This is a genomic window from Psychrobacter sp. I-STPA6b (genome assembly GCF_020662265.1).
Classification (GTDB): Bacteria; Pseudomonadota; Gammaproteobacteria; order Pseudomonadales; family Moraxellaceae; genus Psychrobacter.
This window is the reverse complement of sequence record NZ_VEWM01000069.1, coordinates 38978-61400: the sequence shown is the minus strand read 5'-3', so window position 1 is coordinate 61400 and position 22423 is coordinate 38978. Positions and strand designations below refer to the sequence as shown.

The following is a 22423-nucleotide window of genomic DNA, read 5'->3' as shown; positions in this document are numbered from 1 at the left end:
TACAAATTTAATGATTTGTATTTATATTTTGATTTATATTGTTAATTGCATTGACAAGGTAGACATAAATTTGAATATATTACCCAAAATAAATTTGATGCTATGAAGAACACTGACAACAGTCATACTTATCGTCGTTCTCATAATTGTCATAACCATAACAATGATGAAGGACGAAATACACAAACCTTTACAGATACGGATAATAGCTCTGATTCTGAAAAGGTATATCAGCCCCAACAAGGTCGCCGTCCTCCTGATTTTAATAAACCAGACATGTCTGCGTTAAAATCTGAACTACCTCAGCGCTATTTTATGAATAGCTTACTCAAGCATACAGCGATTGCATTGGCAATCATTATCCCCTTAGCGGCATATAGTGCTTTTGCTAATCCTTCTACAGCAGATAATTATAACTCTCAAATGTCTCATGACACTTATGTTACTCACACACTAGGTGTTCCCATCTATCATGATGAGGTGCAAGATAATAAATGATAAATAATAAATGAAAGCATGATTCATTATCCTATGTTAAGAAGAGTTAAGCTATATTGAGAAATTGGTGTATTTTATAAGTATTATTTTTAATTGCATTATCAAGTTTTGTATACTGGTAACTGAGCAAATTATGCTATAAAATTACAGACCAATTAGGTTTGTATTCCTTCTTTTCACACTACTTTATATATAAGGATGCTTATTGTGAGTAACGCTACTGCATTACGCCAACGCCATCAGGATTATCTAAACAACTACAAAAATCAAGAGAAGCAAGTTCATGAGTTGACTGGCTTATTAAACCAATTAAATGATGAAAAAGATGTGCAAGTTACCTTGTTTGGTGAAGCATTAACCAATATCCCAACCAGTAACCAATTGGCACTCATTACAAACACAAAAAATCGTCAAGTAACACTAACTGTTGATGAGGTGCTAAAAGCAGTACAAACACTGGCACAACAAGAGAAGTTAGTACAGGCTCAGGTTGATGTTGGTCAGCTTTTGGCAAATGAGTTAGACATTGCTGAGCAGGTGGCGAAGACAGCAGAGCAACAAAGTGCAAAAAACCAAGCTTCTGATGTTGTTTTATATGGTTTTGGTCGTATTGGTCGAATCTTAACCAGACTATTATTAGAGCAGATGGCATCTGATAAAGGATTACAGTTAAAAGCCATCGTGGTTCGTCCTGGCGCCGACAATGACTTGGAAAAACGTGCTTCTTTATTAGAGCGTGACTCTATTCATGGTCATTTCCAAGGTGCTGTTGTGGTGGATGAGCAAAATAACGGCATCATTATTAATGGTCGCTTTATCCAAGTTATTTATGCTAATGATCCAAGCGAGATTGACTATACTGCCTATGGTATTGAAGATGCCTTAATTATTGACAATACTGGTAAGTGGAAAGATGAAGCAGGTTTATCTAAGCACTTACAAGCCAAAGGTGCAAAAAAAGTTTTATTAACTGCTCCTGCCAAAGGCAATATTAAAAATGTGGTTTATGGTGTCAATCATGAAAGCATTGGTGATGATGCAGTGGTTAGTGCAGCTAGCTGTACAACTAATGCCATTACGCCAACATTAAAAGTGCTAAATGACAAATACGGCGTAGAAAATGGTCATGTAGAAACCATTCATTCATTTACCAATGACCAAAACTTGATTGATAACTATCATAAATCTGACCGCCGTGGTCGCAGTGCTGTGTTAAATATGGTGATTACTAGCACAGGAGCGGCAAAGGCAGTGGGTAAAGCATTGCCAGAGCTGGAAGGCAAACTGACTGGTAACGCAATTCGTGTTCCAACTCCAAATGTCAGTCTTGCAATCTTAAATCTAAACTTAAAAACAGCACCAGCAGATGTGGCTGAGTTAAATCAGTTTTTAGAGCAAACAGCGCATAGCCATCAATGGCAAGCACAGATTGATTATTCAGACTCTACAGAAGCGGTATCTACAGATTTTGTTGGTACTAAAAAAGTAGGTATTGTTGATGCACAAGCGACAATTGTGACTGACAATCATGCGACGGTATATATTTGGTATGACAATGAAGTTGGCTATAGCACTCAGGTATTGCGTGTAGCGGCACAGATGGCAGGTATTCACTATAAACAAATTCCTGCTTAATTTTAATGATGAGTTGGACTGTCTCTATTTAGACTGTTAACAGTCATTTTATCGTACCATCATCATAGTAAAGCTGGGCTACAATTGTTTGATGCCATGACGTCATGGTACGAATGGTCTAAGTTTACATAAAACCTATCGTCATTTATTGTTATAATGCCCGATAATCACTAGGATTTCGGGCATTCTTTATTAGTAACTCATACTAGGGTCTGTTGAACTTTCACCCCGTTAGGCTAATATTTACAAGGAATACAGCTGTTTTATACTTTTATATAAAAATTGGCTAAATTTTTCCTATGAAGATGAATGTTCAATAAACCCTATATTGACCTACTTTTACTTAGGTAAGCCCAAGTAATTAGGGTAGGGATATATATGCTAATGTATGTTCACAAAAAGACACCCCAAGAATTTTATATATTTATTTTATACATTTTGAGTTTATTATGATAACAACTGGAGTAACAACCGATGCGATTTATTGATGAAGCCGTGGTAACTGTCAAGGCAGGTGATGGTGGCAATGGTATTGTCAGTTTTCGCCGTGAAAAATATGTGCCAAGAGGCGGTCCAGACGGTGGTGATGGTGGTAAGGGTGGCGATGTGATTGTCGTTGCTGATGATAACACCAACACACTGGTTGATTACCGTTATACTCGTCGCCATGAAGCTAAGCGTGGTGAAAATGGGCATAGTAAAAACTGCTCTGGGAAAGGTTCAGATAATATCTATTTGCCAGTACCCATTGGTACAACGATTATTGATACTGAAACGGGTGATATTATTGGTGACTTGACAGAGCAGGGTCAGGAAGTTTTGGTTGCAAAAGGTGGTGATGGTGGCTTGGGTAATACCCATTTTAAAAGCTCAACCAATCAAGCGCCACGTAAGGCAACTAAAGGCTTTGAGGGTGAGTTAAAGAAAATCAAGCTAGAGCTAAAAGTCGTTGCTGATGTTGGTTTAATTGGCTTGCCAAATGCAGGGAAGTCTACCTTTATTCGCCAAGTATCTTCTGCTAAGCCTAAAGTAGCAGACTATCCATTTACTACATTAGTACCTAATCTTGGGGTGGTGGATATTGGACAGCATCGCTCTTTTGTGATGGCAGACATTCCAGGATTAATTGAAGGAGCATCAGAAGGTGCAGGTCTAGGGATTCGTTTTTTAAAGCATGTGGCACGAACCCGTCGTTTGCTACATTTGGTTGATGTTATGCCTATTGATGGTAGTGACCCAGTAGAAAATGCCCGTGTTATTTTAAATGAGTTGGAGCGTTTTTCTCCTGAGCTGGCTCAACTACCACAAATTTTAGTATTAAATAAAATAGACCAAGTAGCACAGGTTGATGGTACAGAGCTAAATGAGCTATGTACACATATTGTTGCAGAGCTTGGCTGGACAGGCATGGTCTTTCGTACCTCAACACTGACAGGTGAAGGTGTTGATGCTGTCAAATATCATTTAATGAATGAGATTGAGCGTGAGCGTGAGCGTGAAGAGGAAGATCCTATCTTTGCTGAAGCGCAACGTGAGCGTTTTGCACGACTTGAAGCAGAAGTTCGATTTAATACTGAAGCACAAAAAGAAGCATACCGAGCAGCGAAAAAAGCACAGCGTGAAGGTGCTGATATGCCAGATGACGATGATGACAGTGATGTCGAAGTGGTTTATGCGCCATAGTTTTATTGTCATTTTTTAACTTCTTCTCGGTTTTTCTTTTAGTTTTGAAATTCTTTTTTAGATATCAAGGGAGCTTTAATGAATAATCAAGAACCTGTATCCACCAATATGGAAAGTGATAAGCGTTTTGATAATGCCTCACGGGAGTTTAAATTACGTCGAGTGATTATCAAAATTGGTTCATCATTACTGACCAACAATGGTAAAGGATTGGATAGAACCGCTATTTATGAATGGGCAAAACAAATTGCATCCTTGCATAATCAAGGCATGGAAGTTTTGTTGGTTTCATCTGGTGCGGTGGCTGAAGGTGTGGTACGGATGGGGTTAGATGAGCGACCAAAGAAGCTAAAAGAGTTACAGGCCTGTGCTGCTATTGGGCAAATGGGCCTAATCGAGACATGGTGGTCAGCGCTGATTCAATCTGGAGTACAAAGCTCACAAATTTTGTTAACTCATGAAGACCTGTCTAATCGTGAGCGCTATTTAAATACTGCCAGTGCATTGATGCAGTTGATAGATTGGCGCGTGTTACCAGTCATTAATGAAAATGACACCATTTCAATGGATGCGATTAAGTTTGGTGATAATGATACACTGGGTGCAATGGCAGCGGCGATGGTCAAGGCAGACTTATATATTATCCTGACAGACCAAGAGGGTATCTTTACTGATAATCCTCGCAATAATCCAGAAGCGAAACTCATCCATCAAGAGCGTGCAATGGCAGATTATTTATTTGATATTGCAGGAGATGGTGGCAAGTTAGGTAGAGGCGGTATGGTCACCAAGGTTAGAGCAGCACGTTTGGCAGCAATGGGTGGCTGTCCGACAGTGGTGGCTAATGGTAGCATTGACAATGTGATTACTCGTGTTGTTTCTGGAGAGGCTGTCGGTACATTGCTAACGACCAATCAGGAAGATAAAATTATTGCCAAAAAACAATGGCTGGCAGCACATTTACGTATGGCAGGTACATTGATGATTGATAAAGGTGCAGTAAATGCGATTGTCAATCGTAATAAAAGTTTGCTACCTGTTGGTGTGGTAGAAATTCAAGGTGATTTTGATAAAGGGGATGTGGTAGCAATTGTTGACCAAGACAGTGGTGAGCGTGTGGCTGTGGGTCAGGTAAACTTTGCTGCTGCTGAAGCAAAACGTGTTGCCCGTGAGCGTACAGAGGATTTTGATAAAATACTAGGAGAAACAGAAGAGCGTGTGGTCATGGTACATCGTGATGATATGGCGATACTATCAAACTAAATATATCAACTAGATGTGTTGTTTGCACATTAGAGTGTGTTGAACACTCATGTATAAAAATAGTTGACTATTTAAGGTGCTAGATAGTCGTTGATAAGCTTCAAGTTACCGTTTATGTTTCATGGGGCTGTTTTTTGTGCCACACTGACTGGCTTACTTGCTATATTTATTTGTATTTTGCTGTTAATAGTATTGTTTAGTAAGCCTCATGTGGCCTTTTAAATTAACCCCTCTTAAAATGTGATTAAATATATACTATGATAATGCATTTTGGTATGGAGGCTTGAGGTATTTGGCTCTATTGATAAAGTCTAATATTGATATGTTTAATCAACAATAGAGTATAAAATGTCTTAAAATAACTAGATAAAAATAACCGCTAAGGCATAAGCCATAAAGCAGTTGAGTAATGACAAGTTTTCGTATTAGAAAAATAACTTGTGAATTTAATTTTATAAGGATTAAATATGGCTGAGCCATCTTCAGTAGCAAAAGCTACACCTAAATTTGCACCATTGAAAAATGACCGTTTGATTAAGGCATTACGATTTGAGCCAGTAGATAGGACTCCTGTATGGATGATGCGTCAGGCAGGACGCTATTTACCTGAATATAAAAAGACTCGAGCTGAGGCAGGAGACTTTTTGAGTTTGTGTAAAGACACAGCACGTGCAACAGAGGTGACTTTACAGCCTTTACGTCGTTTTGAGCTGGATGCAGCAATTTTATTTAGCGATATTTTGACCATTCCAGACGCAATGGGTTTGGGTCTTTATTTTGAGGCTGGAGAAGGACCTAAGTTTAAGTATACAGTACGTGAGCAGTCTGATTTAGAGCGTTTACCTAAACTGGATGTTAATGACTCGTTAGACTACGTTATGCGTGCTGTGACCAGTATCCGTAGAGAGCTAAATGGACAAGTGCCATTGTTTGGGTTCTCCGGTAGTCCGTGGACATTAGCGACATATATGGTCGAGGGAGGGAGTTCAAAAGACTACCGTCATACCAAGCAAATGTTGTATGCAAAGCCTGAGTTTCTACATCAACTATTAGATAAAGTAGCAACTGCGGTCACAGATTATTTAGATGCCCAGATTGTTGCTGGTGCGCAAGTGGTACAAATTTTTGATAGCTGGGGTGGTGCATTAGGACATCGACAGTTTGTTGAGTTTTCTCATAATTATAACCGTCGTATTGTAGCTGAGTTAAAAGAGCGTCATCCGAGAGTACCAGTTGTGTTATTTACAAAAGGTGGTGGATTATGGCTGGATGTACAGGCAGATAGTCAGGCAGATGCGTTAGGCTTAGACTGGACGATGTCTTTGAGTAAAGCTCGTAAAATCTTATCTGAAGAGCAACGTAATTTGACACGTAAATACAAAAAATTGCAAGGTAGTAAAGCCATTCAAGGCAACCTTGACCCTGCAACTTTATATGCTGATCCCAAAGATATTAAAAAAGCAGTATTTCTTATGTTAGATGATGCTTATTCTACAGGTGAAAAAACAGGTTATGTGGCAAATTTAGGACATGGTATTACCCAGTGGGTAAACCCTGATCATGCCAAAGCCTTTGTAGATGCAGTGCATGAATATCACATAATATAGCGTTAGTAGTATAAAATATTATATTCATTGAAAAAAGACACAGACAAATCGAGGTAGAAATGATAAAAGCAGCCATCGTTGGTGGAACGGGATATACAGGTGTCGAACTTATTCGACTGTTGACTGCACACCCACAGGTTGAGATTTTAAGATTAACTTCTCGTAGTGAAGCTGGCAAAAAAGCAGCAGAGGTGTTTCCTAGTCTGAGAGGCATAACAGATATTGTCTTTAGTGATACAAGCTCTGATAGTCATACTTTAGATGGATTATCTGAATGTGATGTGGTATTTTTTGCAACGCCACATGGTGTCGCAATGAAGCAAGCAGAAGCGTTGGCTCAGTCAGGTGTGAAGGTCATTGATTTGGCTGCAGATTTTCGTCTACAGTCTTTAGCTGAGTTTGAAAAATGGTATCAGCATACTCACGCTTGTCCTGAGCTTTTAAAGTCAGCAGTATATGGCTTACCAGAAGTCAATCGAGACCATATTAAAGAAGCACAAGTGATTGGTAATCCAGGTTGTTATCCAACCACAGCCATATTAGGTTTAAAACCCATTATTGAGGCACAGAACCAAGCACATAAGCGTCTGATTACTGAGCGTATTATTATAGATGCAAAATCTGGTGTGTCTGGTGCGGGACGACAAGCAAAGCTATCTCTTAACTATGCTGAAACCACAGATAGTTTTAGTGCTTATGGGGTTGCAGGGCATCGTCATTTACCAGAGATTGAGCAAGGCATACACCAAATTTTAGCCAGTGAGTTTACTCAACGTATTCGATTTGTACCACATTTAGTTCCTATGATACGTGGGATGTTTACCACCATTCATTTAGAGCTGACTGAAGCTGGTATACAAACTGATTTGCAACAGTTATTTGAGCAAACTTATGCAAACGAAGCATTTATTGATGTATTGCCAAAAGGGCAGCTACCAGATACACGCAGTGTACGAGCCAGTAACCGTTTGCGGATTAGCATTCATCAGGATAATGAGCGTGCTGAAGCAACAATCTTAGTAGTACAAGACAACTTAGTAAAAGGTGCAGCAGGACAAGCGGTGCAGAATATGAATGTAATGTTTGGTCTGGATGAAACATTGGGATTGACCCAAACGCCAATAGTGCCCTAGATAAAGGCACATTTTATCTGTTGTTCTGTAGGTTTTAAGAATATCAACATGGGTTTTACGTATTTTTTTAAGTATAATACGTTGCCATTTTAGTCTGTATTTACTTTATGAGTTACATTACGATGCCACAAGTTGTTTCTAATAAACCATCATCCCGTATTGCACAGCTTGGGTATAGTGTGAATATCTTATTGTTATTTGCCTTAGCTGTGGTATTAACTGCTGTAATTACTATGGTTTTCGCCCATAAATTTGGTTATTACCGCGGTTATCAAGCCGCGCAAAGTCAAGCCAAAATCAAAGCACAAGGTATCGAGATGACCGAAGATGATATCGAGGCTTTGCAGCTAAAGGCTCAAATTGCACAAAAAGAGTTGGATGCGGCCATTCAAGAGCGCGATATCAGTTTGCGTAACTTGACAGACCAGCGTCAAGCACAGCAGGATTTAGAGGTCAAGAATTTACAGTTGGAACAGCTTAATAAGGTGTATGCAGAGGCCTTGGCAAAAGAGGGTGGGATGCCCTTACAGATTATAGGTGCTATGATTCAGCCATTACCTGAGCATGCTTTTGAATACCGTTTTGATGTTGCTATGCTTGCCAGTGATGGTAAAGAAAAACGTTTAAATCCAACTTTGACTTTATTGGATGAAACCAGTCTGGTTTCTGTGCCTTTAGATCCGAGCAGTTATGATATTAAGGGGGTTAGCCATATTCGAGGACGTTTTAAAATGCCTGAAGGATTTGTACCGAAGCAGGTGAAACTAAACCTGAGTGCAGGTGGTGAGTCTGTTGAGCAGTTGTATAACTGGCGACTGTCTGCTCCAATTAAGGATATGCCATTGTCTCTAGCAGAGATCCCTGAGCCAGATCAGCGTCCTATTACAGATGAGTAGTTAGATATAATCTGATATATGAAGTATTGGAGATGTGTGATTTGGCATGTCTTAAATTATGATCTCTTACTGACAGTATATAAAACATATGGATATTAACTATTTACATTTTATGCCAGATAACCTTTCTAATATTAAAAACATTTATAATAGAGGAGGATATATGTCGCAAGTTGTAGAATATTGCCATTATCCTCTAAGCCCTATACGCTTACATGATCAAGGTAATGAGTCAGAAGCAACAACAGATGTGTTATTAGCAGATCCTGAGTTGGCAAAACCACCGATGTATGCTGTGGTGATGTATAATGATGATTATACGCCGATGGATTTTGTTGTTGATATCTTACAAACAGAGTTTCGTCATAATTTGGAGCAAGCAGTGGATATTATGTTGAATATCCATCATCAGGGTAGAGGTATTGCAGGCATATATCCCAAAGACATTGCTGAGACCAAAGCACAAAAAGTTAATAATATGGCACGTCGAGAAGGCTATCCACTTCTCACACAAATTGAACCTCATTTAGACAGCTGATGCTGTCTTTTTTTATTTAAGGATATTCATTTTGTAGATGTGAATCCAAGAATTATTAGTCAAATTATTATAAAGAAATAGAAGATTGCTTATATTTTGGATTATTGATATAACATTATTTATTGCCACTTGATTTTTATTTGGACTACCAACATTATAGAAATGTTTTAAACTCTTTCACTACATCCAATAAAAGACTAGAGTTGTACTTTAAGTATAATCATAATTGACTCACACAATACGGATAGTGGTATCGTATTATCATCCACGAATAGTAGGAAAAATCTATGTTAAGTCGCCATCTTGAAGTGTCTTTACGTTTAGCCATGACATTGGCTAGACAAAAGTCTCATGAATATCTCACCGTTGAACATCTGCTGTTAGCATTGCTAGAAAATAATAATGCGGCAACAACACTCAAGGCTTGTGGTGCAGATACAGCAGGATTGCGTCAAGAGCTGGAAGCTTATATTGATAAGCATACACCAACATTAGATGCAGATATAGAGCAGTCGCCTCAGCCAACCCAAAGTTTTGACCGTATATTGCAACGCGCTATTTTTCATGTGCAATCTATTGGTGGAGGGCGTTTGGTACAAGGGTCAGATATTTTAGTATCGATGTTTTCTGAGCATGATACATATGCTGTTTATTTGCTGAAAAAGCAGGGCGTGAGTCGTTTAGAGTTGACACAGTACTTGTCACATGGACAAGATAAAGTGGAAGAGAATATACCAACTGAAGAAGAAGTTAGAGCTGGTGTGAAATCTGAAAAAACTAGCCGAGATCCATTGGTAGAATATGCTCATAATTTAAATAAACGGGCAGCAGAAGGTAAAACAGACCCTTTGATTGGTCGTGCAGAAGAGATTGAACGAACAGCACAGATATTATGTCGTCGTCGGAAAAATAATCCATTGTTAGTTGGTGAACCGGGTGTTGGTAAGACTTCTATTGCTGAGGGCTTAGCGTGGTTGATTATCAATGACAAAGCACCAAAGCCACTGCAAGGTTGTGTGATTTATAGCTTGGATATTGGTTCATTAATTGCTGGTACAAAGTACAGAGGTGACTTTGAAAAGCGTATGAAATCGTTATTAGAAGCATTAAAAAACCAAGCAAATGCGATTTTATTTATTGATGAAATTCATATGATTATTGGTGCTGGTTCATCTATGAGTAGTAATATGGATGTATCCAACCTTATCAAACCAGCACTGGCAAATGGTGAGTTACGCTGTATTGGCTCTACAACTTTTACAGAATATCGTCAAGTTTTTGAAAAAGATCATGCGTTGTCTCGTCGTTTCCAAAAGATTGATATTAAAGAGCCAAGTATTGAAGATAGTATTGAAATACTGCGTGGGCTAAAACCTCGATATGAAGATTTTCATGAAGTCACTTATACAGATGAAGCTTTGGTAAGTGCTGTCCATTTGTCAACAAAACATCTACACGAGCGTTTTTTACCTGATAAAGCGATTGATGTGATTGATGAAGCAGGGGCTTATAAACGATTGGGTATTGTGCCAGATCAAAGTCAGGTCTCAGATGAAGAAGCACTTTTAGATGAATTTAATCATATTGGTAGCTTTGATGATGTGACAAATTTAGATTTAGAGACAGATGACGATATATTTGGCAGTAATTTATCATTTGATAATGATGAAGCTGATCAAGAAAATATCAAAAAAAGTGCCAGTAATAAACAGAAAAAAGTAACTGAAATACCAGTGATTGATGTGGCAGATATTGAAACCATTATCTCAAAACTTGCTCGTATTCCACCAAAATCAGTTTCAAGTGACGATAAAACTTTGCTTGAGCATTTAGAAAGAGATTTAAAACGTTTGGTATTTGGTCAAGATGAAGCCATTAAGACTTTGGCAGATGCTATTAAGTTATCTCGTGCAGGCTTAAAACCAGCTGATAAGCCAATTGGTTCATTTATGTTTGCAGGACCAACAGGTGTGGGTAAAACAGAAGTATCAAGACAGTTAGCAAAACTGATGGGTGTAGAGTTGATTCGTTTTGATATGTCAGAATATATGGAGGCTCATACTGCCTCACGCCTTATTGGTGCACCTCCAGGGTATGTTGGTTTTGACCAAGGTGGTCTATTAACTGAGAAAATTAATCAACATCCACACTGTGTATTGCTGTTAGATGAGATTGAAAAAGCACATCCAGATGTATTTAACTTGTTATTGCAAGTGATGGATCATGGTACATTAACAGACAATAATGGACGTGTGGCAAGTTTTAAACAAGTAGTATTGATTATGACTACCAATGTTGGGGCTGAGAGTATTAGCCGAGCTTCGATGGGCTTTATGCAACAAGATCATAGTCGTGATAATAATGAAGCAATGAAACGAGTATTTACACCAGAGTTTCGTAATCGTTTGGATGCAACAATTCAATTTAATTCACTAGATGAAAGCATTGTTGTTTCTGTAGTGGATAAGTTCTTAGTTGAGTTACAAGCTCAGTTGGATGATAAGCAAGTGACGTTAGAGATTGATGATGAGGTGCGTGAATATTTGGCTCAAAAAGGTTATGACCGCTTGATGGGCGCTCGTCCAATGCAACGTCTGATTCAAGATGAAATTAAAAAACCATTGGCAAATATGTTGCTGTTTGGAGATTTAGCAGAGGGTGGTATTGTTCATGTTACCCTCAAAGAAAGTGCATCTGAAACGGCGATTGATGAGCACAACCAAGCATCTGCTAGTGGCAGTCGTATTTTACTTAATGTGACTGAGCATCATGTACAGCACAATGATGCTTTGATGGAAAGCTAAATCTGTTAGAAGTGCTTAGAATAGTAATGTAACTAGCAATATAAATAAAAGTGATATTATGACAAATCAACCTGTAAACTCTGTAAAAACTACAGAGCAAAAACAAGCTATTTTGGCACAAGTAAAAATGCCAGAAGATTGGAAACAAGCATTGGCAGATGAGCTAACCAGTACAAATATGGATAATCTACGTCAGTTCCTAAAGCAACAATATCAATTAGGGAAGACCATTTATCCACCAGCCAGCCAAATGTTTCATGCCTTTGATTTAACGCCTTTATCTAATGTCAAAGTCGTTATTTTAGGGCAAGACCCTTATCATGGTGCAGGACAGGCAATGGGACTGGCATTTTCTGTACCTAAAATTATTCCTAAACCTCCCTCGTTGAATAACGTACTCAAAGAGATGGCTGATGATATAGGAACGACACCTTCTCGACATGGTGATTTGACCCATTGGGCACAACAAGGTGTGCTATTATTAAACACCTCTTTATCTGTTGAGGCAGGGCAGGCTGGTAGCCATCAAGGTCAAGGCTGGGAGCGGTTTACTGATGCAGTGATTGATGTGGTTAATGAGCATCTTGAGCATGTAGTCTTTATTTTATGGGGCAGTAAAGCGAAGCAAAAAGGGAAATATATTGATACAAATAAACATCTTATATTAACAGCAACTCATCCTTCACCACTGGGTGCAAATCGTGGTGGTTTCTTTGGCACACGCCCATTTTCTAAAACCAATGATTACTTAGTACAGCATGGCAAAACCCCTATTGACTGGCAGTTGCCTCAGTAAGGCTTTGGATTCTATCTTGAAGGATATGACCCAGTAATATCATTGATTGGTTGATAATAGTAATATGAGTTCTGCAAGTAGGGCGTTGTCGCTGTGGCAACCCCATGATTTTATGTATATGCGCCAAGCCTTAAAGTTAGCACAACAAGGTGCTTTAATGGGTGAAGTGCCAGTAGGTGCTGTGTTGGTTTTTGATAACCAAGTCATTGGAACAGGATTTAATCAACCCATTGCATTGTCTGACCCCAGTGCTCATGCAGAAATTGTCGCATTACGTGATGCGTGTCAACAACTAGATAACTACCGATTGCCTCTCAATACTACTTTGTATGTGACATTAGAGCCTTGTACGATGTGTGTTGGCGCATTGATACATGCAAGAGTATCACAGCTTGTCTTTGCCACACATGAGCCACGTGCAGGCATGGTTGGTAGTCAGATGAACTTAACTTCTCAGGATTTCTATAACCACCGTATACAGGTGCGTGCTGGATTATTGGCAAAAGATAGCCAAATATTACTCAAACAGTTCTTTAAGCAACGTCGAGCCTTACATGCAATCACAAAAAAACATAAATCTTCTGCATTAGAATGCAGAAAAGCCTAGTGATAGCGTTTGGCTTCTGCTACAATATTGCCCTATTTATATTGTAAGTCATCTTTAAGCTAAGAATAGTAGTTGTTTATGACAGTTGAGACGCATTCCTCCAAATATCCAGTCATTACTATTGATGGACCAAGTGGTTCTGGTAAAGGAACAGTATGCTTCAAACTGGCAAAAGCACTGAATTATCAACTGCTAGACTCTGGTGCGTTATATCGTATTGTGGGCTTGCAGGCTTATCAAGCTGGACTATTATCAAACGTTGATAAAGCAGGTAACCCCATACTTGATGAAGAAAAGCTAGCAATATTGACTCAATCATTAGATATTCAGTTTACTGCAAATGAAGCAGATAATCTGATAGAAATATATGTCAATGGTGAACGAGTCGAAAGTAAGATTCGTACTGAAACAGTGGGTGGATATGCTTCGCAAGTTGCTGTATTTCCTGCCGTAAGAGAAGCATTATTAGACTTGCAACAGCGTATGGCAAACCACTCAGGCTTAGTTGCTGATGGTCGTGATATGGGAACAGTGGTATTCCCTAATGCTGATGTTAAAGTCTATTTAACTGCTTCGGCTGAAGCACGAGCGAAAAGACGAGTGGCTCAGTTGCAGTTGGCAGGTGAAAAAGCTGATTATGAGCAGATATTAGCTGAGATTGTTGCAAGAGATGAGCGTGATGAAAATAGGCAAGCCTCACCCTCAAAGCCTGCTCCAGATGCGTTGGTATTAGACAGCTCAGAACTAGATGCTCAGGTAGTTTATGAAAAGATTAAATCTTATTGTGAGCAACAAGGCATTTGTTTTTAAAATTTACATTTAATTTTAGAATAGTGATGGCTGATATGGTATAAATAATTAATTAAGATATGCTTATCTTGATAGTATTTTAGTTAAACCAATTGAATATTAAACTTTTTTACATGACAGTATAAGATCAAAAACCAGTATCTATCTTATAGTGTCATTAATTTGAACCGTACTGTGCTGGACAGGCTACGGCTATATAAAGGTATTTATAATGGAATCATTTGCTGAACTATTTGAAGCGAGTCTAGAAGAACAGGGTCTTGATATCGAGCGTGGCTCGGTCATCAGCGGTACTGTTGTTGCTATTGATAGTGACTGGATTACTGTTGACACTGGTCTAAAGTCTGAAGGCGTTGTTACTCGTGAAGAGTTTTTAAATGACGATGGCGAGCTTGAAGTAGCAGTTGGCGATACTGTTGACGTGGTGGTTGAAGCTGTCGACAATGGCATGGGTCAAACCTTGCTGTCTCGTGAAAAAGCAAAACGTGTGGAAACATGGAATGCGCTTGAAAAACTGTTTGAAAATGACGAAATTGTTAAAGGTACAATTTCAAGCAAAGTTAAAGGCGGTTTCACTGTTGATATCGGTTCAGTACGCGCTTTCTTACCAGGTTCTTTGGTAGATGTTCGTCCTATCCGTGACACCACGCATCTTGAAGGTAAAGAGCTTGAGTTTAAAGTTATCAAACTTGACCAAAAACGTAATAACGTTGTAGTTAGCCGTCGTGCAGTTATGGAAGCAGAAAACTCTGCTGAGCGTGAAGAGCTACTTAACAAGCTTGAAGAAGGTATGGAAGTTGATGGTATTGTCAAAAACCTAACTGACTACGGTGCATTCGTAGACTTAGGTGGCATTGATGGTCTATTACACATCACTGATATGGCATGGCGTCGTATCAAGCATCCATCAGAAGTTGTTGAAGTTGGTCAAGACCTAAAAGTAAAAGTATTGAAATTTGACCGTGAGCGTAACCGTGTTAGCCTAGGTCTAAAACAGCTTGGTACAGATCCTTGGGACAATGTTGGTGGTACTTACCCAGTTGGTAGCATTGTAAAAGCACGTGTTACTAACTTAACTGACTATGGTTGTTTTGCTGAGATTGCTGAAGGTGTTGAAGGTTTGGTTCACGTATCTGAAATGGATCACACCAACAAGAACATCCACCCATCAAAAGTTGTACAGATTGGTGATGAAGTAGACGTTATGATTCTAGATATTGATGAAGAGCGTCGTCGTATCAGCCTAGGTATCAAGCAAACTCTACCAAACCCTTGGGAAGAGTTTGACAAGAAATATAGCCGTGGTGACAAAATCACTGGTACAATCAAGTCAATCACTGACTTTGGTATCTTTATTGGCTTAGATGGCAACATCGACGGTTTGGTTCACCTATCTGACATCTCTTGGAATGAAGCCGGTGAAGAAGCTATCCGTAACTACAACAAAGGTGATACTGTAGAAGCTATGGTATTGTCAGTAGATGCAGAAGCAAACCGCATTAGCTTAGGTATCAAACAATTAAACTCAGATCCATTCAATGAGTACTTGGTTAGCAATGACCGTGGTGCGATTGTTTCTGGTACAGTGAAAGAAGTAGATGCTAAAGGTGCTGTGATTACATTGGCTGATGATGTAGAAGGTTATCTACGTGCTTCAGAAATCCAGCGTGACCGTGTTGAAGATGCAACTAAGCATCTAAACGAAGGTGATACTGTTGAAGCGAAAATCGTTAGTGTAGACCGTAAGTCTCGTGCAATTAGCTTGTCTATCAAAGCGAAAGATGAAGCAGAAGAGCGTCAAGCAATTAAAGAGCTTAGCAGTTCTGCTCCAGAAGCTGAAGCACAACCAAAAACAATTGGTGACTTGATTAAAGAGCAAATGCAGTAAGCTTTAGTTAATTATCATATTTTGATGATAGCTAGTTTGTACTAGTTAATAAAAGAAAAGAGCAACTTCGGTTGCTCTTTTTTTAGTTTTATAAAAGAATATATTATTTATCATTAGATTTTTAAATCATAAATGACAAAATAAGCTCAAAATAACAATAAGATAATAAGGGATTGGTCATTGTTTCAACTAAAGTTTATTATTATAAAGTAGGATTTAAAGCTTAATAATTCTTAAAATATACTAAGATGTTAGAAAATTGGGTTTCATCAATCTGATTTATACGTTATTATTTTCTTTCTATATATTTAGGATATCTTAAAAAGTGGATTACTGATTAATTTATCCTGTCATTTGTTTAGTATTAAGATATATGCTGATGCTTATGACCAAGCTATAGTTAAAGAGCTACGAAACGGCTACAGTGTTGTTTTGGTTTGCTGTACAGTCTGTATTATATGCACTTTGTTAGCGTTTGGTCACCTTTGTATTTGTTTTAGTCATCTTTGGCTATATGTCATACTACGATAATTATTATTATCGTCCATTAATGCTGATATTCAAACTGCTGATGGGGGAAAGCATTGCTACTATTTGCAAGCTATGTAAGTATCAGAGATGATTGATTAATACTAAATTTACGGGTGCTGTAATAGAACATTACAACGAATAAGAACATGCACAATATTATTGAGGTAAATATGCAAGATGTGATAAATAAATCTGATATTATCAGCAATGTTGCTTCGAACTGTGATTTTATAACTGATGAGAAAGTTGATTTGGCAGTTCGTGAAATACTTAATTTAATGGTAGATACATTGGCAGATGATGGGCGAATTGAAGTGAGAGGGTTTGGTAGTTTTTGTTTGCATCATCGTGAAGCTCGAGTTGGACGTAATCCAAAAACAGGCGAAAATATTCCAATACCAGCTAAGTCAATTCCTCATTTTAAACCTGGAAAAGCATTACGTGAGGCAGTAAATAACTGGATGTAAGCAGTTTAAGTTATCATTATTATAGTTAATAGATGGATGCTGTTGTCTTATTGTGAATAGTACGTTTATATATTGATATATATTAAGTGTACTATCATGATGTTAGATGACATCATCCATCTTTTGTATGTGGTCTTTTGTATGCGATGCTGTGGTCAATAAGATAGTGATTAGGTTATAGATACCTAAAAATCTACCGATGGCATAGAAGATACAAAATAGCGCTGGCTCAAAGGTAACTTTACTATATAATCCATAAGGATTGTTAATATCAGGTATGTCATATTCAGTGGCAAAACCTATTATAAGGTTGTTGTATAATAGGTATCGATATTTAATAATGACATAATATATTTAAAGCTCTACAGATATAATGTTATTGCTTAATAATAGTTTTTATATTGATAACATATAGTCAATTCAAGATAATACTGTGACAAGGAAAACGAGCGAAGGTATAACTGCTCTTATAAAAGCAGGTACTGCGAGCGAGTTTGATGATGTAACAGTTTTGTATTGAGCGAGCTATAGTAATTTTTGGAGGTTGTAATGCGCGTTATACTCATGGTCATTTTATTCTTAATCTTTGGGTATTCTTTAGGTTTGGTATTGGTCAATAATGATGAAGTTGCTGTTAACTTGTTATTTACACAGTCGCCAAGTATGAATCTGGGCTTATTACTAATTATTTGTCTTGGGCTTGGTGTTTTGATTGGTCTGCTATTGGCATTACTACTGTTTAAAGTATTACAAAACAAATGGGAAATTGGTCGTTTAAATAAAGAAAACCGTAGTTTAAAAGAAGAATTGCGTCAGGCAAATATTGCAATTGATCGTCAGGCAAACTCACCTTCTGTTGACCAAAGCGTTTTTGTTGGTGATAAAGATAAGGTTACTCCAGCTCCAACCAGTCCAGTGAATAATAATTTAACTAAGCATTAATTATTGTGATAATAAATGCTATTTGATGCCTAGTAGATTTGTAAGTGAGATAATGGCAATATCTGAGGATGATACAATCCATATAAAATAGTCGTTATCTTACTTTCCCTAGGTTTTATTTTTTGTTTTATGTAAGATGGAGTGTATATCGTTCGCATGTCTTCTTTATGTCAGTCTCCAATAATTGTGGCAATGGATAAATCTTCTTTGGTAGAAGTACAAACATTGGCAGATAGTTTAGATCCAACAAAATGTCGTCTAAAAGTCGGAAAGCAACTGTTTACTCGTTATGGACCTGCTGTGATTGCAGAGCTTCATAAGCGAGATTTTGAGGTGTTTTTAGACTTAAAGTTTCATGACATTCCTAATACAACGGCACAAGCTGTACTTGCCTCAGCCGATATGGGCGTATGGATGGTGAATGTGCATGCCAGCGTAGGTTTGGATGCGATGCAGTTGGCAAAGCGCTATTTACAAGAAGGTAACTATGATACGTTGCTAATTGCGGTAACAGTATTAACCTCCATGACACAAGCGTCTTTACAACAGATTGGGGTTGATGCAGATATAAATACGCAAGTACAACGTTTAGCACAGTTGACACAGCAAGCAGGTTTAGATGGTGTGGTCTGTTCAGCGCAAGAGTCTAAGATGCTAAAAGAAGTGTGTGGTACGGGCTTTAAGTTAGTCACACCGGGTATTCGATTACCAGAAGATAGTCAAGATGATCAAAAGCGCATTTGTACTCCAGCACAAGCACTGGCTGACGGTTCAGACTATTTGGTTATTGGTCGTTCTATCACTCAAGCACAAGACCCTAATCAAAAACTAGATAGGATACTGAATAGTATTTAATTTCTTATTTGGGCATATTCAATATTCAGACAACATAGTGTTTATGTTTGAATATCTAATATGCCTTATTTTTTTTCTGAATATTTATTTCTTATTCATTATATATCTTTAAGATAACATATTATGAAAGTTCAGATATTAAGTGACTTACATATTGATAGTTATGCTCATCGTGGTAAAGCGATGGGGGATATTCCTCATACTTCTGCAGAAGTGATTATTGTTGCAGGTGATACTGCAAATAGTGATCAGGGTATGCCTTGGTTACAAGAGCAAGCTGAACGATTGGCAAAACCAATTGTTACCATTGCTGGCAATCATGAGTATTTTGGCGAAGATGTGTTGTGTTTTGATGAGCGACTAAAACAGTGGGATAACTTTTCTAGAGAGCATGCTCAGGGAGTTAAAGTTTTACAGTGTTCAAGTATTGATATTGCAGATGTACGTATCTTAGGGTGTACCTTATGGACTGATTATCAGTATCAGGCAGATGAGCAAACCATAGCGTCTGCTATGGCTTTTATGCGCGATTATCAGCAGATTCGGGCAGGTAGTGAATTATTCTCTCCAGAGATATCCATGCAGATTCATGCCCAACATCGTCAGTGGCTTTATCATGCGTTACAGCAAGCTTATGATGAGCGTCAAAAGTGTGTGGTTGTGACACACCATAGTGTCAGCCCTTTGTCGGTTTCAAAAAAATATGCCCACTTATCTAGCAATGCCGCATTTGTTAGTGACTTTTCAGTATGGATGTATGAGCCATGGGCACCTAAACTATGGGTACATGGACATACACATGAGGCATTTGATTATCAGCTAGGTAATACCCGTGTGGTAGTGAATCCGCGTGCTTACCCGGGTGAAGTGAGTAGTACAGGTGTTTATTTTGATTGGTCAAAGGTAGTCTGTGTTTAAGTTTTATTTTTATTACCATATCTTCTAGTGGTTTTTATGGTAGTCTATGATAATTAATGACTTTTTATATTAGAATCAAAGCCTTTTAATGGAAAACTTGTTACTCTATCTGTATGACTTATCTTAATAAAAATCTCTCTTCACATCCTCCGGTTGCACCAGCACCCGCTCATCTTCCTGAAAGTATGATGGCTTCTGTACGACTTTTACCAGAAAATGAGCGCTTGATTTTATTCACTCGCCACTCTTTGCGAGAGCGTTCTGATGGTAATGGCTTTGCCAGTTATCAGTTACCTTTAACGCCTAAAGGTCGTGTATTGGCAAAAGCTTGGGGACGCTGGTTGTCAGATAATCTTAATTACTCTATGGATGTGGATAGTATCTCTAGCCCTATTCAGCGCTGTATTGATACGGCACGACTCATGCAAGAGGGGGCAGGTATTAGTCGAGATATTTCTCATCAATCATTATTGGTAGAGCCAGGTAGCTTGGTGACTGAGCCAGAAAAGGCAAGTGCTATTTTTAAGGAAATTGGTGCATTAAACTTTATCAATCGTTTTTTGGCTGGGAGTATTGAAGGTACTAAACAAGCCTATCAAGGTGGCTTGGATATTTTGTCACTATTTTATCATCATCAACCACAACATGGACATCTAACTTTAGCAGTCAGTCATGATACGTTATTATCAGCATTTTTAGCGGTAATGATGCAAGTTGATGAGATAGATTGGAATGATTGGCCAAAAATGATGGAAGGGGTGTTTTTGTGGTTTGATGATGCCCCATTAGATCAGGCAAAAGCTCATTTTATCTGGCGTGGGCAGTGTTATGAGCGTTTGGTGTGTGATTTATTTATCTGAGTCTAGGTAGGGTTTAGACTGTACTGATTGGTGTTGATGACACTTTATTTGTATTTATATGTTGAAAGTTTGAGCGTATGTGATTGGTTAATATTACAGCCAATATAGCAAAAGCCTAGGTATTTAACCTAGGCTTTTGTTTTTATGGATAATCATCATGATTGACACAATATTAAACCAGATGCTGGTTTGTTGTGTTAAATATGATGAATTACGCCTGTAGTGCTTTAACTGCTTTATTTAAGCGGCTTTTATGACGAGCAGCTTTGTTTTTATGGATAATGCCTTTATCAGCCATACGATCAATCACAGGCACTGCCTTATTATAGGCTTCAGTTGCTGCTTCATAGTTTTTGTCAGCAATAGCAGCATCAATACGCTTGATATAAGTACGAATCATAGAGCGCTGTGATGCAGTGTGTTGACGACGCTTAGTGTTTTGACGAGCGCGTTTACGAGCTTGTGCAGAATTTGCCACGAGTATCTCCTTGGAAAATGAGCTAAATATATAATAGCAAAATGCTAATATGAACCATGACGTTTGTGTTATCCAGCACTGATGAGAGTGATTAGAGGATGGTACTTCTCAAAGGCTGGTTGCACATTGTGTCGATAGATCAATAGATGAATAATTAAGGTTTAAGCCATAGTCTATGGACACACATGACGGATGAGCAGCCGATTCATCTATAAGTAGTCAATGGGTGTTACCATACTCATCAGCGGTTGGAATAATAAACGTAACTGATGTAAAGCGACATATTATAGCAAATAGTTAATTTATGCACAATTGATTTTATCAAGACTCGTTGTTGTGAGAGATTGTAGTACAACAATTTACAGTTTCTATGATGCGAAAAAATATAGATTCAGTACAATATAAAATTAAATAATGGTTTTAACCATCATCAGTATGAGTAAGTTGAGTAGAAGAATTATGCAAAGAAAAGCGATTATAATAGGTGCAACAGGGATGGTTGGTGAAAGACTGGTTAAACAGTTGGCATCTTTGTATGAGACAGTTATTGTACTTGCCAGACGTTCACCACAAGTGATGAATGAACATATGCAGTTTTATCAGGTAAATGATTTTGCCAATATCGCGGAGGTTGTTAGTGGGTTGAGTATTGGTAGTGATACAGATGCGTTTAGTTGTCTAGGTACAACAAAAAAGCAGGCTGGCAGTGAGGAAGCCTTTCGTCAGGTGGATTTTGAGATGAATTTTAATTTTGCTCAAAGCTGTCGTGATAAGGCTGTGCCTCAGTTCTTTTTATTATCAGCGTTGGGTGCAGATGTGCATAGTCGCTTTTTTTATAATCGAGTTAAAGGAGAGCTGGAAGCAGCAATTGAGCAGTTAGGTTTTGCTCAGTTTGTGATTTTCCGTCCCTCTTTGCTGTTGGGTGAGCGTAAAGGACGTTTTTTGGAGACGGCTTCGCAAAAGGTATTTAAGCTGGTATCCCCTTTATTATCAGAGTCTTTATCAGCACATCCAATCTCAGTGCAACGTGTGGCAGCCGCGATGGCAATGACTGCTCATGCACTGTATGAGCGTCAAAAATTTGTGCAAGATACGCAACAGTCACAAACAACCATCATCGAAAATAAACAAATGCTTGCGATGACTCGCTTAAAATCTTAATCTTATAAAGATATGTTGTATTACATATTAATAAACCAATAAAGACAAGGAGA

General features: G+C 38.2%; 20 protein-coding genes. 19 read left to right on the top strand and 1 reads right to left on the bottom strand.

The genetic code is table 11. The features are described from left to right. The first annotated feature begins 102 nt into the window (after window positions 1–102). From FHK88_RS07580 to FHK88_RS07495, 18 genes are all read left to right on the top strand, one after another. A complete protein-coding gene (locus tag FHK88_RS07580) occupies window positions 103–498 on the top strand; it encodes a hypothetical protein (protein WP_227430141.1) in 396 nt (131 codons plus the stop codon). 198 nt (window positions 499–696) lie between these two features. Then, complete coding sequence (locus FHK88_RS07575; protein WP_227430140.1) at window positions 697–2133, top strand: glyceraldehyde-3-phosphate dehydrogenase; 1437 nt, start codon at window positions 697–699, stop codon at window positions 2131–2133. 474 nt (window positions 2134–2607) lie between these two features. Next, window positions 2608–3816, top strand: coding sequence for an Obg family GTPase CgtA (gene cgtA / locus FHK88_RS07570; protein WP_227430139.1), 1209 nt, complete (start codon window positions 2608–2610; stop codon window positions 3814–3816). Window positions 3817–3924: 108 nt separating this feature from the next. After that, complete coding sequence (gene proB, locus FHK88_RS07565; RefSeq protein ID WP_227430179.1) at window positions 3925–5079, top strand: glutamate 5-kinase; 1155 nt, start codon at window positions 3925–3927, stop codon at window positions 5077–5079. A gap of 467 nt (window positions 5080–5546) precedes the next feature. Next, window positions 5547–6686, top strand: a complete 1140-nt coding sequence (gene hemE / locus FHK88_RS07560) for a uroporphyrinogen decarboxylase (RefSeq protein ID WP_227430138.1) — start codon at window positions 5547–5549, stop codon at window positions 6684–6686. A gap of 59 nt (window positions 6687–6745) precedes the next feature. Continuing rightward, window positions 6746–7819: an N-acetyl-gamma-glutamyl-phosphate reductase gene (gene argC / locus FHK88_RS07555; RefSeq protein ID WP_227430137.1), complete on the top strand. Its 1074-nt coding sequence runs from the start codon at window positions 6746–6748 to the stop codon at window positions 7817–7819. A gap of 107 nt (window positions 7820–7926) precedes the next feature. After that, on the top strand, window positions 7927–8715 hold the full coding sequence (locus tag FHK88_RS07550; protein WP_227430136.1) for a hypothetical protein: 789 nt from the start codon (window positions 7927–7929) through the stop codon (window positions 8713–8715). 163 nt (window positions 8716–8878) lie between these two features. Then, entirely contained in the window at window positions 8879–9253 is a 375-nt protein-coding gene (gene clpS / locus FHK88_RS07545; protein WP_227430135.1) for an ATP-dependent Clp protease adapter ClpS, read from the top strand. 287 nt (window positions 9254–9540) lie between these two features. Continuing rightward, the gene (gene clpA / locus FHK88_RS07540; protein ID WP_227430134.1) at window positions 9541–12057 is read left to right on the top strand and encodes an ATP-dependent Clp protease ATP-binding subunit ClpA; all 2517 of its coding nucleotides are present in this window, start codon (window positions 9541–9543) and stop codon (window positions 12055–12057) included. A gap of 58 nt (window positions 12058–12115) precedes the next feature. After that, the gene (gene ung / locus FHK88_RS07535) at window positions 12116–12853 is read left to right on the top strand and encodes a uracil-DNA glycosylase (protein WP_227430133.1); all 738 of its coding nucleotides are present in this window, start codon (window positions 12116–12118) and stop codon (window positions 12851–12853) included. A gap of 64 nt (window positions 12854–12917) precedes the next feature. Beyond that, a complete protein-coding gene (gene tadA, locus FHK88_RS07530) occupies window positions 12918–13460 on the top strand; it encodes a tRNA adenosine(34) deaminase TadA (RefSeq protein ID WP_227430132.1) in 543 nt (180 codons plus the stop codon). A 78-nt stretch (window positions 13461–13538) separates the two neighbouring features. Continuing rightward, on the top strand, window positions 13539–14270 hold the full coding sequence (cmk, locus tag FHK88_RS07525) for a (d)CMP kinase (RefSeq protein WP_227430131.1): 732 nt from the start codon (window positions 13539–13541) through the stop codon (window positions 14268–14270). Between the two features lie 208 nt (window positions 14271–14478). Further along, window positions 14479–16158 (top strand): 30S ribosomal protein S1, encoded by a 1680-nt coding sequence (gene rpsA / locus FHK88_RS07520; RefSeq protein ID WP_227430178.1) that lies wholly within the window; start codon window positions 14479–14481, stop codon window positions 16156–16158. Window positions 16159–16859: 701 nt separating this feature from the next. Next, window positions 16860–17156 (top strand): integration host factor subunit beta, encoded by a 297-nt coding sequence (locus FHK88_RS07515; RefSeq protein WP_227430177.1) that lies wholly within the window; start codon window positions 16860–16862, stop codon window positions 17154–17156. A gap of 549 nt (window positions 17157–17705) precedes the next feature. After that, window positions 17706–18098 (top strand): lipopolysaccharide assembly protein LapA domain-containing protein, encoded by a 393-nt coding sequence (locus FHK88_RS07510; protein WP_227430130.1) that lies wholly within the window; start codon window positions 17706–17708, stop codon window positions 18096–18098. Window positions 18099–18254: 156 nt separating this feature from the next. Continuing rightward, on the top strand, window positions 18255–18953 hold the full coding sequence (pyrF, locus tag FHK88_RS07505; protein WP_227430129.1) for an orotidine-5'-phosphate decarboxylase: 699 nt from the start codon (window positions 18255–18257) through the stop codon (window positions 18951–18953). Window positions 18954–19076: 123 nt separating this feature from the next. Next, the gene (locus FHK88_RS07500; protein ID WP_227430128.1) at window positions 19077–19871 is read left to right on the top strand and encodes a metallophosphoesterase; all 795 of its coding nucleotides are present in this window, start codon (window positions 19077–19079) and stop codon (window positions 19869–19871) included. Window positions 19872–19984: 113 nt separating this feature from the next. Beyond that, entirely contained in the window at window positions 19985–20731 is a 747-nt protein-coding gene (locus FHK88_RS07495) for a histidine phosphatase family protein (protein ID WP_227430127.1), read from the top strand. 211 nt (window positions 20732–20942) lie between these two features. Here the strand turns inward: FHK88_RS07495 and rpsT are convergent, their stop codons facing one another. Further along, window positions 20943–21209, bottom strand: a complete 267-nt coding sequence (gene rpsT / locus FHK88_RS07490; RefSeq protein WP_227430126.1) for a 30S ribosomal protein S20 — start codon at window positions 21207–21209, stop codon at window positions 20943–20945. Window positions 21210–21668: 459 nt separating this feature from the next. Between rpsT and FHK88_RS07485 the strand changes: the two genes are divergently transcribed. Then, a complete protein-coding gene (locus tag FHK88_RS07485; RefSeq protein ID WP_227430125.1) occupies window positions 21669–22370 on the top strand; it encodes an NAD-dependent epimerase/dehydratase family protein in 702 nt (233 codons plus the stop codon). Window positions 22371–22423 lie beyond the last annotated feature (53 nt).

Coding starts and splice junctions, on each gene's coding strand:
- FHK88_RS07580 (WP_227430141.1), top strand. CDS start 103: ATGAAGAACACTGACAACAGTCATACTTATCGTCGTTCTCATAATTGT.
- FHK88_RS07575 (WP_227430140.1), top strand. CDS start 697: ATGCTTATTGTGAGTAACGCTACTGCATTACGCCAACGCCATCAGGAT.
- cgtA (WP_227430139.1), top strand. CDS start 2,608: ATGCGATTTATTGATGAAGCCGTGGTAACTGTCAAGGCAGGTGATGGT.
- proB (WP_227430179.1), top strand. CDS start 3,925: ATGGAAAGTGATAAGCGTTTTGATAATGCCTCACGGGAGTTTAAATTA.
- hemE (WP_227430138.1), top strand. CDS start 5,547: ATGGCTGAGCCATCTTCAGTAGCAAAAGCTACACCTAAATTTGCACCA.
- argC (WP_227430137.1), top strand. CDS start 6,746: ATGATAAAAGCAGCCATCGTTGGTGGAACGGGATATACAGGTGTCGAA.
- FHK88_RS07550 (WP_227430136.1), top strand. CDS start 7,927: ATGAGTTACATTACGATGCCACAAGTTGTTTCTAATAAACCATCATCC.
- clpS (WP_227430135.1), top strand. CDS start 8,879: ATGTCGCAAGTTGTAGAATATTGCCATTATCCTCTAAGCCCTATACGC.
- clpA (WP_227430134.1), top strand. CDS start 9,541: ATGTTAAGTCGCCATCTTGAAGTGTCTTTACGTTTAGCCATGACATTG.
- ung (WP_227430133.1), top strand. CDS start 12,116: ATGACAAATCAACCTGTAAACTCTGTAAAAACTACAGAGCAAAAACAA.
- tadA (WP_227430132.1), top strand. CDS start 12,918: ATGAGTTCTGCAAGTAGGGCGTTGTCGCTGTGGCAACCCCATGATTTT.
- cmk (WP_227430131.1), top strand. CDS start 13,539: ATGACAGTTGAGACGCATTCCTCCAAATATCCAGTCATTACTATTGAT.
- FHK88_RS07515 (WP_227430177.1), top strand. CDS start 16,860: ATGCAAGATGTGATAAATAAATCTGATATTATCAGCAATGTTGCTTCG.
- FHK88_RS07510 (WP_227430130.1), top strand. CDS start 17,706: ATGCGCGTTATACTCATGGTCATTTTATTCTTAATCTTTGGGTATTCT.
- pyrF (WP_227430129.1), top strand. CDS start 18,255: ATGTCTTCTTTATGTCAGTCTCCAATAATTGTGGCAATGGATAAATCT.
- FHK88_RS07500 (WP_227430128.1), top strand. CDS start 19,077: ATGAAAGTTCAGATATTAAGTGACTTACATATTGATAGTTATGCTCAT.
- FHK88_RS07495 (WP_227430127.1), top strand. CDS start 19,985: ATGACTTATCTTAATAAAAATCTCTCTTCACATCCTCCGGTTGCACCA.
- FHK88_RS07485 (WP_227430125.1), top strand. CDS start 21,669: ATGCAAAGAAAAGCGATTATAATAGGTGCAACAGGGATGGTTGGTGAA.